Raw genomic sequence first — 16,164 nt, forward strand, 5'->3', positions numbered from 1 at the left:
TACGCCTCCTGTTCGGTAATATTTTTTCATCGTAAAAATAGCTTCTCTACCTTAAACAACCTGTGTGACTGAATTTTAAAGCTAAAAATAATTTAAAATCAGGGGAATAGGTTGCTTCTGTTTTCAAGTGTAACGGCATCCCTGTATGTGTTGATGAATTCTTTCAATCCATCATTTGAGAAAGGACTTTTAGCACTTTTTGCCCGGATTGACTTTTATATACGCAGTGGCATGATGCGCTCACTCTTCTCCGGTTGTTTGGTTATCCACTTCGCTATGTCTGCTTATTCCCGCCCAGTGCTGCTATTGCTCTGCGGACTCTTACTGCTAACAGTTTGTATCGCGGTATTAAATACTCTGGTACCACTTTGGCTGAGTTATCAATCTCTTCCCGTCTGGCAGGTTGGCCTCGTTGGCTCATCCTATTTCGGCGGCAATCTGGTTGGAACGCTATTAGCCGGTAAATTAATCAAACTTTATGGGTTTAACCGCAGCTATTATTTGGCCGCTCTGGTATTTGGCATCGCGATTGCTGGTCTCGGTATTTCTGCCGATATTGGCAGTTGGCTATTTTGGCGCTTTCTTGCCGGGGTCGGTTGTGCGTTAATCTGGGTCGTGGTTGAAAGCGCGTTGTTATGCAGTGGAACGCCGACGCAACGTGGGCAACTGCTGGCTGCTTATATGATTGCCTATTACCTCGGTAGCGTGATTGGACAACTCCTGCTTGGCGTATTGCCGACAGCATTGTTAAGCGTCCTGCCGTGGATGGTCGCACTGGTTATTTTAGCGATATTCCCCTTGCTGTTTACTCGCCTTCCCACACCGCCAGAACAGCAAGAAAAACCGGTCAGTATGTTGAAAATGCTGACGTATCGCAGTGCACGTTTAGGCGTACACGGCTGTATTATTTCCGGTGCAATTTTAGGCTCGCTGTATGGTTTGATGCCGCTGTATCTCTCTCATCAGGGAATGAATGACGCGCAGGTTGGATACTGGATGGCACTGCTGATCAGCTCAGGGATTATCGGTCAATGGCCGATTGGGCGTATGGCAGATCGGTATGGACGCCTGTTGGTTCTCCGCGTATTGGTCTTTGTTGTTATTATTGGCTGTATTGCCATGTTAAGCATTAGTCACTATGCCATGGCGCCGTCATTGTTACTGTTGGGATGTGCAGGGTTTACGCTGTATCCCGTTGCCATGTCGTGGGCATGTGAAAAAGTACGTCCTGATGAACTGGTAGCGATGAATCAGGCCTTGCTCCTCAGCTATACGCTTGGCAGTCTTTGCGGGCCAAGCGTTGCTGCGGTATTGATGCAGAGCTACTCCGATCGCTTGCTGTTTGTCTTGATCGCGGTTATTGCCATGATTTATCTGACGATGTTGCTCAGAAAAGTCGATCACCATCCAACGCCATTAGCTGCTGCTTGAGCTAGCGGTATCGAGGCTGGCCAACGAGCTTTGTCCTGCTTCGACCATGTTATTCCACAGCGCTTCGGCTACCGGGCTAAGGCGCTGTTTTGCGTTTCGCACCAGATAAAATATGCTGGTTAGCTTTAAACGATCTGGCGCAATTGCGGTGAGTTTGCCTTTTTCAACCCAAGGAGCGGCATAGTGATCGGGGAGAAAACCAATATGTGTTCCTGCCAGCAATAGCAACAGACTTCCTTCAAGATGCCAGGCGGTCTGGTGATAACCCTGTTTTGATACCGAACCTAGCTGTTTAGATATTTCATTGACGGCATGCCCGCCAATTAATAGCCGGCGAGGATTTAATTCACCATTGAGCCATTCATGTTCGATCATTTCAGCATTTTCTGCTAGAGAATAAAAATAGCTGTGTTCGACAAAGACGGGCTGATAAAAAATGTCCGCAGGAATGTCATCGGGTAGGGCGCTGAGAACAATATCAAGGTGTCCATTTTTTAGCCTCTCCATCAGAGGAAGGTATTCCATAATTTCGATTTCGACATTAACTTCAGGGCTTTGGTCATAAAGATGGGATATCGCTTGTGATACAACGTTGTTGGGGTGTGTTGCGATATTATCCAGACAGCCTAGTTTTACCTTACCTATAAGTTGATGTTTGATACGAGCCAGTCTGTTTGCGAAGTCATCGAGTGTGGAAATGACAGATTTAGCTTCTTGATAGACCACCTCACCTTCGGTTGTTAAGGCAAAGCCGCCACGACCACGTTCGCACAGCACCAGTCCGAGCGTATCCTCAAGACGAGAGAGGTAGTGGCTTAGTACGGGTTGGCTTAAGCCCGTTGCATCTTGTGCGTTAGTAATCCCTTGTTTTTCAACAATTTTACAAAAGAGTTTTAACCAGCGAATCTCCAGTTTGTCTAAGCGCATAGCATTTCCTTCGCATACATTACATATCTGAATGTTAACATCAAAATATATCTGTATTAATCGATATGAAACCCATTTATCTTGTCATCACGCCACATCGTTGATGTGGTTGCCACAAAATGTGTGGTTTTATGCGTCACATCAGGGTCTCTCATAAGCACAATGGTGTTGTTAGCTTGCTGACGACACCATTGTTCTATACGCCGTCAGGCAACCTCTATAAAATATCACAACGATACAATAATTATTTGCTGCTTATTTAATGGAGGGAATATGTCTCAAGGGAAAGCTGTACCTGAAAAAGAACAACAGGAGCGGCAGATCTATGATTACGAATACGAAAAGGTTCCTGTAGAAGCCAGAAAAAGCTGGTATGTCATTGCCTTGATATGGCTGGCTATCGGGATCGATATTTCTGGCCTATTTCTCGGCTCTTTTCTAAGTAGTGGATTACCTTTTTCTCAAGCTGTTATCGCCACGCTTATTGGATCTGCGTTACTGGGTGTCCTTGCTGCATTGTGTGCGAACGTTGGTTATGGCTGCGGGCTGTCAACAACGTTACTCAGTATTTCTGTTTTTGGGCGGCTAGGTGGGAAAGTGATCGGCGTGTTTTCCGCTGTTTCACTTGTTGGATGGTTTGCCTTTCAACTCGATTTCTTTGGTGTGATGCTGCAAAAAGCATTGCTACATTATCAGCTTGAACCTGGACGCTTTTTTATTCTGCTTTTTGGTATGGCTCTCATGGCATCGACGGCCATTTGGGGCGTTCGTGCGTTAGGTAAACTCAGCGCATTAAGTGTCCCGCTAATGCTTATACTCATTATCTCAGGAATCTATCTGGCTGCTAATGGCCATGCTTCCCCTGCTGAAGTGGTTATTAAAAAACCGATAAGTTTAGGGAGTGCTATTTCTTACGTGGTTTCTATCTGGATAGTAGCGGCAAGTATCATGTCACCTGATATCGCTCGTTATTCCAGAACACGTAAAGATGCCATATTAGGCTCAGGCTTGGGATTCTTACTAGGAAATAGCGCAACGATTCTTGTTGCGCTCATATTGACCCATATGGTTGGCAGTGACGATTTGGTTGAAATATTTTTTACCATAGGACTCGGTGTTTCAGCGATTGTGATTTTGATTTTTGCTCAATGGACAACGAATAGCTCTAATTTAATTTCAGCCTCACTAGGACTCTCGGTTGTTGTCAGGGCAATATCCCGGCCAATACTCGTTGTGTTGATGGCATTTGCTGGTCTTTTTTTGGCCTATAACGGCATGATTAATAACTTCACCCAGTTTTTGTCGTTACTAGGTGTCCTAATTTCCCCTATTGCAGGGGTTTACCTTGCTGAATATTACTTTTTTGACTCTTCGCGTTTAACGCAGGATGCATCGCAACCGCCATTACTGAATATTTGTGCCTCTATCGCGTGGTTATCCGGCAGTTTTGTAAGCTTATTAACCGCTACAGATTTCTTTGATTTGTTTACGATCACATCCGTTTCTACGTTGGATGGCATAATAATCAGTTTGGTGATGTATATCGCAATGCGGAAAATGTTCCCGCAGTTGGCAGAGTCTGTCCATTGATTCTCTAAATCCTAGGTTGTTCGGTGGTTATTGGGTAAGTAATGGTCCGATATATTGATTTTGAAATGATAGACGACATCGCGCTAGGTGCTTCAATCCTTGGTACTGGCGGTGGCGGGGATCCTTATTTAGGATCGCTAATTGCGAAAAATGCTTTGCGTCATGGGAAGCCTGTCACATTGTGCAACCTGGATGATGTCAATGACAATGCGCTCTTTATCCCGTGTAGTACGATGGGAGCGCCGACTGTCTCTGTCGAAAAAATCATTTCACCGCGGCAAATTCTCTTGGCATTTGAAACCATGGAGAATTACCTCACTGAGTCAGCCTCTGGAACTTTTTCTATCGAAGTCGGCGGTATTAACTCGTTAATACCGCTAGTTGTTGCGGCTGCGAAAGGGTTGCCTGTTATTGATTGTGATGCAATGGGCAGAGCGTTCCCCGAAGCGCAGATGGTGACCTTTTTTCTCGATGATTTAACCTCTGCTCCAAATACATTGGCGGATGAGAAGGGCAACGCTGTCATTCTTAATCCTATCGATGGTATATGGTCGGAGCGGCTAGCACGCTCAATTGTGGAGCAAATGGGCGCCGCATGCGCCATGTGCGATTATCCGTTGCGCGGTAGCGAACTTAAGCGCAGCGCCATTAAGGGGACGCTTACTCTGGCGCAGGATATTGGAAGAATGCTGCGTCAGGCTCATCAGTCGGGCAGTCACCCGGTACAGTCTCTGCTTACGGTACTCAATGGTTATATCGTTGCATCGGGCAAAATTGTTGATGTGGTACGGCGCACAACGGGTGGTTTCGCTCGGGGCAAAGTGGTGTTGGATGGCATGGGGAACGACAAGGGTGAGTCGTTTACGGTGCTTTTCCAGAATGAGCTATTGCTTGCTTATCGCTCCTCACAGGTGACAGATCCTACGCAGGATAATCTGCTGGCTGTTGTGCCTGATTTAATCTCCATCGTAGACAGTGAAACCGGACGTCCGATTATTACGGAACATTTACGTTATGGGCAGCGAGTTGATGTCATTGCCTATCCATGTAATGAAAAGTGGCGAACGCCAAGAGGGATTGACGTTGCGGGGCCGGAGTATTTCGGTTATCCGGTGCAGTATGTGCCGATAGAACAGCTTGCAAATCGCTGAGGCTTTCCCGATGTTACATAAAAATAATTACCGACTCGGGATTGATGTCGGCGGCACCAACACGGATGCAGCAATTTTAGATGCAGATCTGCGCTGTATTGCGACGGCCAAATTTCCTACCAGCCTGGATATTTATAGCGGCATCGAACGAGTTATTGCAGACGTTCTGACACAGTCAGGTATTGAGCCGCAACATATTCGCTATGCGATGTTGGGCACAACGCAATGTACCAATGCGATTGTTGAGCGGAAAGGGCTGGATCGCGTTGGATTATTACGCCTGAGTCTGCCAAGCAGCGATAGCGTCCCGCCGCTATTTGGCTGGGATGACGAGTGGCAAAGAACGTTAGGTCAGCATTTTTACCAAATTCATGGCGGCTATGAATTTGATGGCCGTGAGATTCATCCCGTAGTGCGAGATGAGGTCTTGGCAGCCTGTGACAGAATGCGCGGTCATGTGGATAGCGTGGCGATCTGCGGCGTATTTTCTCCCGTTAATAATGAGCAGGAGATGCAGGTTGCCCAATGGGTAAATGCAGCATTACCTGAAATCTCCCTGTCGTTATCCCACCGGATCGGCAGCACGGGACTACTGGAAAGGGAAAACGCAAGCATCCTGAATGCATCGTTACAAAGCACCGCCAACCGGTTTGTTAGCGGCTTTACGCAAGCGTTAGTCCGGCATGGTATTAAGGCTACGCCGTTCTTCGGGCAAAACGACGGTACATTGATGTCCGAAAGTATGGTGAAGCAATACCCCATTCTGACGATGGCCTGCGGGCCAACGAACTCGATTCGTGGAGCGTGTCACCTTTCTGGACTGGATAACGCATTGATTATCGATGTCGGCGGCACAACGACAGATATTGGCGTGTTGGTGAATGGCTTTCCGCGTGAATCTGCCATCGCCGTTGAGGTGGGCGATGTGCGGACGAATTTCAGAATGCCGGATATTATCTCTATCGGCATTGGTGGTGGAACCTGTGTGCGGCAGTCGCAGGATGGAAAACTCACTCTTGGGCCTGACAGCGTCGGCTATCGCCTGCTTGAGCAGGGCGTCAGCTTTGGCGGGCAGACGTTAACGCTCAGCGATATCATGCTGCAACTCTACCGTGAGCGATGGGCATCCGAGCTTCCTCGTCCGTTGCCCGAACTGGATAAAGCGCTTTGCCAGCAGGCTTATCGCCAGATGATTGATAAAGTGGAAAGTGCTATCGATCGGATCAAATCGTCGAGTGCAGCTATTCCCGCTGTGCTTGTGGGTGGCGGCAGTATTTTGCTGCCTGACATTTTATCTGGTATCAGTCAGGTTATGCGTCCGCAGAATTTCGATGCGGCAAATGCGGTTGGTGTGGCGTTAGGGAAGGTTGGCGCACAGATTGAACGCGTAGTGAAAATGCCGGATAACGATCGCGAAAAGATAAAAAGCGAACTGCAGCAACAAACTATTTGCCTTGCAGAAGAAACGGGAGCGATGCCGGGCAGCGTTGAAATCATCGATTACCAGGAAATTCCGTTGGCTTATTTGCCGGGGAATGCGGTACAGGTGAAAATCAAGGCAGCAGGAAATCTGGCTTAGCGCAGTGCTTAACGAGGTAAGAATATCTCTCCGCTACCATGAAAACAGCGCGCCATCAGCGCGCTATTTTTTCAAACCCTATCAGAGGTTAGTACATGACCTTGTGGCCGTAGCCTTCAAGAATCGACTTAATGCGATCCATGGTATCGGCCTTCGGTGGTTTAACACCATCCAATTTGTACTCTTCACCCATCGCTATCCACTTGTGTTTGCCAAGCTCATGATAGGGAAGAAGCTCAATCTTCTCGATGTTCGTCATATCTTTGGTGAATTCGCCCAGTTTGTGTGCGGACGCATCGTCATCAGACCAACCGGGGACGACCACGTAACGTATCCAGGTACGCTGGTTGCGTTTTGCTAGATAGCGAGCGAAATCCAGGGTACGGTGGTTCGATACGCCAACTAAATTCTGGTGTATATCGTCGTTCATTTGTTTCAGATCGAGCATCACTAAATCGCTGACGTCCAATAGCTCGTCAATGACGGGATCATAGCGGCGTACAAACCCGTTGGTATCCAGACAGGTGTTGATGCCTTCTGCCTTGCAGGCGCGGAACCAGTCGCGTACAAACTCGGCCTGAAGGATGGCCTCGCCGCCGGATGCGGTTACGCCGCCGCCAGATGCATTCATAAAATGGCGGTAGGTCACGACTTCTTTCATGAGTTCTTCCACCGTCACTTCCTTGCCGCCGTGCGTATCCCAGGTATCACGGTTATGGCAGTACAGGCAGCGCATCAGGCAACCCTGGAAGAAGATGATGAAACGGATGCCTGGGCCATCGACAGTGCCGCAGGATTCAAAGGAGTGGATGCGACCGATTACTGACATTGCGAGGTTTTCTCCAAATTTGACCGAACAATAGCGGTCTTTATGAGCGCAGTCATAAGAAAGCAGGTGTCAATCTGGCAGGGATTGCTGACAGAAAAACACCGTAGGACAGATGCTGCGTCGAATCTGTTTTGCGAGCCATCCACAGGGTGAGGGCAATATAGCGGGCTGGCAAAACAGGCTAACAACCTGGACGACAATCGGGGGTGAGAAAAAGGCCCCACTGACGTGGAGCCTTTATTTTACGCCTTTTCAGACAGTCATGGAAATTACATTGACTGAGTGAAAGTACGGGTGATGACGTCTTGCTGCTGCTCTTTCGTTAGTGAGTTGAAACGCACTGCGTAGCCAGATACACGGATAGTCAGCTGCGGATATTTCTCTGGGTTTTCCATCGCATCAAGCAGCATTTCACGGTTCATGACGTTGACGTTCAGGTGCTGACCGCCTTCGATGCTGGCTTCGTGGTGGAAATAACCATCCATCAGACCGGCAAGGTTAGCTTTACGCACGTTGTCATCTTTACCTAACGCGTTAGGTACGATGGAGAAGGTATAAGAAATACCATCTTTCGCGTAAGCAAACGGCAGTTTAGCAACAGAAGTCAGAGAGGCCACCGCACCTTTCTGGTCACGACCGTGCATTGGGTTTGCACCTGGTCCAAATGGCGCACCTGCGCGGCGACCGTCTGGCGTGTTACCCGTTTTCTTACCATATACCACGTTAGAGGTGATGGTCAGAACAGACTGAGTTGGGGTTGCGCCACGGTAGGTAGCCAGTTTCTGAATTTTCTTCATGAAACGTTCAACCAGGTCACAAGCCAGTTCATCTACACGGGCGTCGTTGTTACCGAATTGCGGATATTCGCCTTCGATGTCAAAGTCGATAGCCAGGCCGTCTTCATCACGAATTGGCTTCACTTTGGCATATTTGATGGCTGACAGGGAGTCAGCAGCAACAGACAGACCCGCGATACCACACGCCATAGTACGGAACACGTCACGGTCATGCAGTGCCATCAGCGACGCTTCGTAGCTGTATTTGTCGTGCATGTAGTGAATGATGTTCAGCGCGGTAACGTACTGTTTTGCCAGCCAGTCCATGAAGTGATCCATACGATCCATCACTTCGTCGAAGTTCAGAACGTCGCCTTTGATCGGTTCTGATTTCGGGCCAACCTGCATTTTCAGTTTTTCATCCACGCCGCCGTTGATGGCGTACAGCATGGTTTTTGCCAGGTTTGCACGCGCACCGAAGAACTGCATTTGCTTACCAACGATCATTGGGCTTACGCAACAAGCAATCGCGTAGTCATCGTTGTTAAAGTCAGGACGCATCAGATCGTCATTCTCGTATTGCAGAGAAGAGGTATCGATGGAGACTTTAGCCGCGTAGTTTTTGAAGTTCTGTGGCAGTTTTTCAGACCACAGGATGGTCATGTTTGGTTCTGGAGACGGCCCCATGGTGTACAGGGTGTTCAGGAAACGGAAGCTGGTTTTACTTACCAGTGTACGACCATCCAGACCCATACCAGCCAGAGATTCGGTTGCCCAGATTGGGTCACCAGAGAACAGTTCATCATACTCAGGAGTACGCAGGAAACGCACCATACGCAGTTTCATGACCAGATGGTCAATCATTTCCTGAGCTTCTTCTTCGGTGATTTTGCCCGCTTTCAGATCACGCTCAAGGTAGATATCCAGGAAGGTGGATACACGTCCGAAGGACATGGCTGCACCATTCTGTGATTTCACCGCAGCCAGGTAGCCGAAGTAAGTCCACTGAACCGCTTCCTGAGCCGTTGTGGCTGGGCCAGAAATATCACAGCCATATTTAGCGGCCATTTCTTTAATTTGGCTCAGAGCATGGTGCTGATCGGCAATTTCTTCACGCAGACGGATTGTCGCTTCCAGATCTTCGCCGTTTTCCAGTTTGCTTTGCAGAGAAGTGAACTGAGCAAACTTGTCTTTCATCAGGTAGTCGATACCGTACAGCGCAACGCGACGGTAGTCACCGATGATACGGCCACGGCCGTAGGCATCTGGCAGACCAGTCAGAACGCCAGATTTACGACAACGCAGGATGTCTGGAGTATAAACATCGAACACGCCCTGGTTGTGCGTTTTGCGGTATTCAGTGAAGACCTTTTTCAGTTGAGGATCCAGTTCACGGCCGTAAACTTTGCATGAACCTTCAACCATTTTGATGCCGCCGAACGGAATCAACGCACGTTTCAGCGGAGCGTCAGTCTGCAGACCAACGATTTTTTCCAGACCTTTGTTGATATATCCCGCGTCGTGAGACGTGATAGTTGCGGCAACATTGGTATCAAAATCAACAGGGGCGTGAGTGCGGTTTTCCTGCTTGATGCCTTCCATGACGCTGTCCCACAGGGCAGACGTCGCTTTGGTTGCGCCAGCCAGGAAAGACTCATCACCTTCATACGGCGTGTAGTTTTTCTGGATAAAGTCACGAACATTGACGTTATCCTGCCATTCACCTTTGCTAAAGCCTTGCCATGCATTGGCCAATTTTTCATTCAGCTCGGTCATTTTACACCTACCTTTGATATGGATTTCTTAAAACCCGACGTTGCGGCCGATTGCACCTTAGTGGTGCTTGTCTCCACCGCGCAAATAAATTACCCAATATGTCAAACCGACCAGGACACCACCGCCGATGATGTTCCCAAGCGTGACGGGAATCAGGTTATCGGTAATGAAGTGGCTAACGGTTAAATGTTCAAATTGAGAAGGCACCATTCCAATGGCGTTCCAGAATTCTGGGGTCGCAAAATTTTTGATAACGATGCCCATAGGAATCATGAACATGTTCGCGATACTGTGCTCAAAGCCACTGGCAACGAACATGGCGACAGGCAGGATCATGGCAAACATTTTGTCGGTAAGTGTACGGCCGGAGTAGCTCATCCACACGGCCAGACAAACCATCAGGTTAGCCAGAATACCTAGACACAATGCTTCAACAAATGTGTGTTCCAGCTTGTGTTCTGCCGTTTGCAGGACGTTGAGGCCCCACGCACCGTTCGCGACCATGTGCTCTCCCGAGAACCAGATAAGCCCAACGAAGAAAAGTGCGCCAATCAGGTTGCCGACATAGACATTTGCCCAATTATAGGCTAGTTGCTTCCAGGTAATACGTCCACTGGCCTTGGCAATCACGATGAGAACGGTTGAGGTGAACAAGTCCGCACCGCAGACGACAACCAACATGAGACCAAGGGAGAAACAAATACCACCGATCAGTTTCGCGATACCGAAAGGAATCGTTGAGGTTCCTGTGGTGGCGGTAATATAAAAGACAAAGGCGATCGAAATAAATACACCCGCGGTTATCGCCAAATAAAACGTTGTACACGGTTGTTTGGTAGCTTTATAAACTCCGGCGTCTTCAGCAACTTTTGCCATTGCAGCCGGGAGTAATAGAGTAAAGGGGTTGTCAGCTTTCACACTAACTCTCTCTTAAAAATTATCAGCATTGAGATACTAACAAAGCAGTATACGGTAAAATTTGACGTGGATCATATTGCAAGAAACTAACAAGGTGGCAAAGAGGGTGGGATACCGTGTTTTTCAGGTTAACTATTTGAATATTATGATAAAAAATATTTTAAATTTTGCAAAAAGAGTTGAAGAGGAGGCGTTAAACCTACCGATTTAGCGTTAATAAAAATCATGTTTTGTAGAATTTCAGTACCACCTTGTCGACGTAATTTAATTAAAAATTCACCATTCAATAACAATGTTCTGATTATGCATTACGAATAATAAATATTCGTCCTGTAGATAATAAAATAGCCCTTTAAGATAAAGAGCTATTTAAGATGACTAGCGGCAGATTGCTATTTGCCATAGCGTGTACTTATCAATATAAGACGCGCGGGCTGCCGCCATCAGACATTATTTTGCTTGCCAGTAACGGCGTTTAGCTTGCTGCAGTTTTTCATAGGCAGCCAGCAGTGACTGGTGTGCAGGCAACGTGGCAAAGGTGTCATCCACGGCAAACAAGCCGTAGAAGCAAGCTTCGCCAGCCACGGCGGCACTGGCGGCATCAACCGTTTCACTGCCGTACATTTTGGTAAAGGCGTCGTAATATTCTGCCGGGTCGCGTTCAGGCTCCTGTGCCAGTAACAGCAGTGTCTGAAGGCAACGATAATAATTGCTGCGCTGCGCTGTAAAGACGGAGTCATTGAAGTCCTGAGTCCACTCTGTCCAGCTTAACGCCTGATCCAGATCGCCGCCGGCCAGTGCCAACATCGCTTTCAATTCGCCAACGCGCAGAGTAAACCAGCCATTATCTTTACCGGTAGCAATGCCGAGCAGTTCGCGTACGCGGGTGAAGTCATCCAGCCCTTCGTCATCCAGCTGTTGTAACAGAGCCAGATAGTCTTCTTTCTCCCATTTGCTGTCAGGCAGCGCCAGCAGCGTGTCACGCAGGTGAGCACCCATGCTGTTATTGGCCAATAACAGATCATCAGCAGGATAGATGTCTGACATTCCTGGCACGATGATGCGGCAGGCATAAACAGAAAGATGCTCATAGTCGGCAATATAAACTTCTTTATCTTCTTGTTTGAAGATCGCCATTAGCGTCGCGAATTCTTCTTCCGTCGACCCTTTAAAGCTCCAGTCGGCAAATTCATAATCCGCGTCTTTCTTGAACATATCCCAGGAGATCAGGCCGCTGGAATCGATAAAGTGGGTTTCCAGATTGGCGTGTTCGGCCACTTCTTCATCATCAAACGTCGGTGGGGTGAAGACGTCCAGATCTTTCAGACCGCGACCTTGCAGCAGTTCGGTGACGGTACGCTCCAGTGCTACACCGAAATCCGGGTGCGCGCCGAAGGAGGCAAAACAGGTGCCGTTAGCCGGGTTAAACAGGACTACGCAGATAACCGGGTATTTTCCGCCCAATGAGGCATCGTAAGAGAAAATCGGGAAGCCTTCTTTCTCCAGCGTCGCAATCGCTTCGACCACGCCAGGGTAGCGATTCAGCACCGCTTGCGGAATTTCCGGCAGGCTGATCAACTCGGCAATGATGCGGTTTTTGATGCTGCGTTCGAACACTTCAGACAGCCCCTGAACGCGGGCTTCGTTGGCGGTGTTCCCGGCGGACATCCCGTTAGAAACGTACAGGTTACCGATGATATTCATCGGAATATACACGGTTTGCTGATCGGACTGGCGGGTAAACGGCAGTGCGCAAATGCCTCTGTCGGCATTGCCAGATTGCAGATCGATAAGATCGCTCGCGCTCAGCTCCTGCTCGGGATCGTAAAACTTGTGCAGGCGGGCGTCTAAAATGCCTTTCGGCAATGTGTCATCTGCCGGGATTGGGAACCATTTTTCATTCGGGTAGTGAACGAAATCACCGTTGGCGATTGTCTTGCCGAGATAGAAATCAGCGAAGAAATAGTTAGTAGACAGACGCTCGAAATACTCGCCTAACGCGGAAGCCAGTGCCGCTTTCTTACTGGCGCCTTTGCCGTTAGTGAAGCAGAGCGGGCAATCGCGGTCTCGAATATGGACAGACCAGACGTTTGGCACCGGGTTCAGCCATGACGCTTCTTCGATGTTAAACCCCAGGTCCTGGAGCTGTTGTTGAAAACGGGCGATGGAGTCTTCCAGGGCGGCGTCTTTGCCTGGGATAAACGTTTGAGTCATGGAGTTCACTCTTATCGAGATTAACGGAAGCGGCATGATACGGATTTTTCTGTCCAGACTCTATTTATTCATAACAGATCGGCAATGGTGAAAAAGAACAGACGGCGTAACGTGCCGTTTTGCATAATGAAAGCGCAATAAGCGTTGCAGCCGCGATTGACGAGTGATAAAACCGATAGCAGGGTAAAAGTAGTGTGGTTATAGCGGTCGTTCCGTTATAACTACTATCTTGTAACAGCGGTATTTTTATAACCGACAGGTTTATAAAAATGGTATTTGTAACAACGGTGATAAAACAGCCGCTATTTTTCAGGTGTGGTGAGGGGAAATGACTCAGATTTTTAATTTTAGCGCCGGTCCAGCAATGCTGCCGGTTGAAGTACTGCGTCGTGCTGAACAGGAATTGTGTAATTGGAATGGCCTGGGTACCTCGGTCATGGAAATCAGCCACCGCAGTAAAGAGTTTATGCAGGTTGCCGCTGAATCCGAACAAGATCTGCGTGATTTGCTGAAAATCCCCTCCAACTACAAAGTACTTTTTTGCCACGGCGGCGCTCGCGCGCAATTTGCGGCTGTCCCGTTAAATCTTCTGGGTGAACGTACCTCCGCGGACTACATCGACGGTGGATATTGGGCACACAGCGCAATTAATGAAGCAGAAAAGTACTGCACGCCTAACGTGATTGACGTAAAAACGCGCGTAGACGGCCTGCGCGGTATTAAACCGATGCGCGAATGGCAATTGTCTGATGACGCGGCATTTGTCCATTACTGCCCGAATGAAACCATTGACGGTATTGCGATTGAAGAAGAGCCGGATTTTGGCGACAAAATTGTGGTCGCTGACTATTCTTCCAGCATCCTGTCTCGTCGTATTGACGTCAGCCGCTATGGCGTGATCTATGCGGGTGCGCAGAAAAATATTGGCCCTGCGGGTCTGACGCTGGTGATCGTGCGTGACGATTTGTTGGGTAAAGCGCGCCGTGAGCTGCCATCGATTCTGGATTATCAGATTCTGGCGGACAATGACTCCATGTTCAACACGCCACCGACCTTTGCCTGGTATCTGTCCGGTATGGTCTTCAAATGGCTGAAAGAGCATGGTGGGCTGGCTGAAATGGAAAAACGCAACCAGGAGAAAGCCGATCTACTGTATAGCGCCATTGACGGTAATGATTTCTATCGTAATGACGTTGCTATAGCGAACCGTTCTCGTATGAACGTGCCGTTCCTGCTGGCAGATGCTGCGTTGGATAAAGTCTTCCTGGAAGAATCCGTCGCTGCGGGCTTGCATGCGCTGAAAGGCCATCGCGTAGTGGGCGGCATGCGTGCGTCTATCTACAACGCCATGCCACTGGAAGGCGTGAAAGCGCTGACTGAATTTATGGCTGACTTCGCACGTCGCCACGGTTGATTAATACGACCTCGCTATACCCTAAATAATTCGAGTTTCAGGCAGGCGGCAAGAGAAGGCATCCCGATGAGCTTACTCAAGTAAGTGATTCGGGTGACTAAACGTAGCCAACGCACATGCAACTTGAAGTATGACGGGTATATACATTTTGATAAACCCCGGGCTTACCGGGGTTTTTATGTCCACGTTGAAAGAATAGGCTTCACATGCAGGAATCCCTGACCCTACAACCCATCAAACTGATTAACGGTACCCTTAACCTTCCAGGATCAAAAAGCGTCTCTAACCGTGCGCTGTTGCTGGCCGCCTTGTCTGAAGGAAAGACGCGACTGACTAACCTGTTAGACAGTGATGATGTTCGCCATATGCTGACCGCCTTAACCGCGCTGGGCGTGGAATATCATCTGTCATCTGAGCGGACAGTCTGTGAGATTACGGGGCTTGGTGGGGCGTTTACGGCGTCGCAACCGCTGGAGCTGTTTTTAGGGAACGCCGGTACAGCGATGCGCCCCCTGGCCGCTGCGCTGTGCCTGACGGATGGCGATATTGTGCTGACGGGGGAGCCCCGTATGAAAGAACGGCCAATCGGGCATCTGGTCGACGCACTGCGTCAGGGCGGGGCGAAAATCGACTATCTGGAGCAGGAACACTATCCGCCGCTGCGTCTGCACGGCGGTTTTCAGGGCGGCGAAATCAGTGTCGATGGTAGCGTATCCAGCCAGTTCCTGACGGCGCTGTTGATGACCGCGCCTCTGGCTGCGCAGGATACGCAAATCAGCATTCAGGGCGATTTGGTTTCTAAACCGTATATCGATATCACGCTGCATATGATGAAAGCGTTTGGTATTGACGTACGTAATGAGAATTATCAACGCTTCTTTATTACGGGTCGCCAGCAGTATCGCTCTCCGGGTGACTATCTGGTGGAGGGCGATGCGTCATCAGCCTCTTATTTTCTGGCGGCCGCGGCGATTAAAGGTGGCGTGGTGCGCGTGACCGGTGTAGGCCGTCATAGCGTGCAGGGCGATATTCGTTTCGCCGATGTGCTGGAAAAAATGGGGGCGATCGTGCGTTGGGGAGATGATTATATCGAATGTGAGCGCGGTGAACTGCACGCGATCGACATGGATATGAACCACATTCCTGATGCTGCGATGACTATCGCGACGACGGCGCTTTTCGCACAGGGTGGTTCGACTACGCTGCGTAATATTTATAACTGGCGCGTGAAAGAGACCGATCGTCTGGCTGCTATGGCGATTGAACTGCGTAAAGTGGGCGCGGAAGTGGAAGAGGGTAACGACTATATCCGCATTACGCCACCCACCACGCTGAAAGCGGCAGAAATCGGGACGTACAACGATCATCGTATGGCGATGTGTTTCTCGCTGGTGGCGCTGTCGGATACGCCGGTCACCATTCTTGATCCGAAATGTACCGCTAAAACTTTCCCCGACTACTTCGAACAGTTGGCACGCCTTAGCGAACTGGCTTGATTTCTCTCTAAGGCACGGTCTCCGTGCCTTTTTTCTCTCTGTTTTTCTCTAACCGCGTCCTGT

General features: G+C 49.0%; 11 protein-coding genes. 6 read left to right on the top strand and 5 right to left on the bottom strand.

All coding sequences use genetic code 11. The annotated features are described in order from the left end of the window. Nucleotides 1-276: 276 nt before the first annotated feature. Nucleotides 277-1,431, top strand: coding sequence for an MFS transporter (locus tag LCF41_RS09510; RefSeq protein ID WP_225088134.1), 1,155 nt, complete (start codon nucleotides 277-279; stop codon nucleotides 1,429-1,431). On the opposite strand, the gene LCF41_RS09515 is transcribed toward LCF41_RS09510, so the two are convergent. Further along, a complete protein-coding gene (locus tag LCF41_RS09515) occupies nucleotides 1,417-2,358 on the bottom strand; it encodes a LysR family transcriptional regulator (protein WP_225087839.1) in 942 nt (313 codons plus the stop codon). The genes LCF41_RS09510 and LCF41_RS09515 overlap by 15 nt on opposite strands. 273 nt (nucleotides 2,359-2,631) lie before the next feature. Here LCF41_RS09515 and LCF41_RS09520 point away from each other — a divergent pair, with 273 nt between their 5' ends. The 3 genes from LCF41_RS09520 to LCF41_RS09530 are packed head-to-tail and all read left to right on the top strand — an operon-like array spanning nucleotide 2,632 to nucleotide 6,678. Beyond that, entirely contained in the window at nucleotides 2,632-3,948 is a 1,317-nt protein-coding gene (locus tag LCF41_RS09520) for a cytosine permease (protein ID WP_225087840.1), read from the top strand. Between the two features lie 41 nt (nucleotides 3,949-3,989). Beyond that, nucleotides 3,990-5,099, top strand: a complete 1,110-nt coding sequence (locus LCF41_RS09525) for an S-methyl thiohydantoin desulfurase family protein (protein ID WP_225087841.1) — start codon at nucleotides 3,990-3,992, stop codon at nucleotides 5,097-5,099. A 10-nt stretch (nucleotides 5,100-5,109) separates the two neighbouring features. Next, entirely contained in the window at nucleotides 5,110-6,678 is a 1,569-nt protein-coding gene (locus LCF41_RS09530; protein WP_225087842.1) for a hydantoinase/oxoprolinase family protein, read from the top strand. A gap of 88 nt (nucleotides 6,679-6,766) precedes the next feature. Here LCF41_RS09530 and pflA read toward each other — a convergent pair whose 3' ends face one another. The 4 genes from pflA to ycaO form a co-directional block, all read right to left on the bottom strand. After that, entirely contained in the window at nucleotides 6,767-7,507 is a 741-nt protein-coding gene (pflA, locus tag LCF41_RS09535; protein ID WP_039349119.1) for a pyruvate formate lyase 1-activating protein, read from the bottom strand. A gap of 269 nt (nucleotides 7,508-7,776) precedes the next feature. After that, entirely contained in the window at nucleotides 7,777-10,059 is a 2,283-nt protein-coding gene (gene pflB / locus LCF41_RS09540) for a formate C-acetyltransferase (protein WP_225087843.1), read from the bottom strand. A 57-nt stretch (nucleotides 10,060-10,116) separates the two neighbouring features. Further along, the gene (gene focA / locus LCF41_RS09545) at nucleotides 10,117-10,977 is read right to left on the bottom strand and encodes a formate transporter FocA (protein ID WP_225087844.1); all 861 of its coding nucleotides are present in this window, start codon (nucleotides 10,975-10,977) and stop codon (nucleotides 10,117-10,119) included. 450 nt (nucleotides 10,978-11,427) lie between these two features. Further along, nucleotides 11,428-13,191, bottom strand: a complete 1,764-nt coding sequence (ycaO, locus tag LCF41_RS09550; protein ID WP_225087845.1) for a 30S ribosomal protein S12 methylthiotransferase accessory factor YcaO — start codon at nucleotides 13,189-13,191, stop codon at nucleotides 11,428-11,430. Nucleotides 13,192-13,519: 328 nt separating this feature from the next. Here ycaO and serC point away from each other — a divergent pair, with 328 nt between their 5' ends. Beyond that, nucleotides 13,520-14,605, top strand: coding sequence for a 3-phosphoserine/phosphohydroxythreonine transaminase (gene serC / locus LCF41_RS09555; RefSeq protein WP_225087846.1), 1,086 nt, complete (start codon nucleotides 13,520-13,522; stop codon nucleotides 14,603-14,605). A gap of 206 nt (nucleotides 14,606-14,811) precedes the next feature. Continuing rightward, entirely contained in the window at nucleotides 14,812-16,101 is a 1,290-nt protein-coding gene (gene aroA / locus LCF41_RS09560) for a 3-phosphoshikimate 1-carboxyvinyltransferase (protein WP_225087847.1), read from the top strand. Nucleotides 16,102-16,164: the final 63 nt, after the last annotated feature.

The organism is Pectobacterium colocasium (genome assembly GCF_020181655.1).
Lineage (GTDB): Bacteria > Pseudomonadota > Gammaproteobacteria > Enterobacterales > Enterobacteriaceae > Pectobacterium > Pectobacterium colocasium.

Coding starts and splice junctions, on each gene's coding strand:
- LCF41_RS09510 (WP_225088134.1), top strand. CDS start 277: ATGTCTGCTTATTCCCGCCCAGTGCTGCTATTGCTCTGCGGACTCTTA.
- LCF41_RS09515 (WP_225087839.1), bottom strand. CDS start 2,358: ATGCGCTTAGACAAACTGGAGATTCGCTGGTTAAAACTCTTTTGTAAA.
- LCF41_RS09520 (WP_225087840.1), top strand. CDS start 2,632: ATGTCTCAAGGGAAAGCTGTACCTGAAAAAGAACAACAGGAGCGGCAG.
- LCF41_RS09525 (WP_225087841.1), top strand. CDS start 3,990: ATGGTCCGATATATTGATTTTGAAATGATAGACGACATCGCGCTAGGT.
- LCF41_RS09530 (WP_225087842.1), top strand. CDS start 5,110: ATGTTACATAAAAATAATTACCGACTCGGGATTGATGTCGGCGGCACC.
- pflA (WP_039349119.1), bottom strand. CDS start 7,507: ATGTCAGTAATCGGTCGCATCCACTCCTTTGAATCCTGCGGCACTGTC.
- pflB (WP_225087843.1), bottom strand. CDS start 10,059: ATGACCGAGCTGAATGAAAAATTGGCCAATGCATGGCAAGGCTTTAGC.
- ycaO (WP_225087845.1), bottom strand. CDS start 13,191: ATGACTCAAACGTTTATCCCAGGCAAAGACGCCGCCCTGGAAGACTCC.
- serC (WP_225087846.1), top strand. CDS start 13,520: ATGACTCAGATTTTTAATTTTAGCGCCGGTCCAGCAATGCTGCCGGTT.
- aroA (WP_225087847.1), top strand. CDS start 14,812: ATGCAGGAATCCCTGACCCTACAACCCATCAAACTGATTAACGGTACC.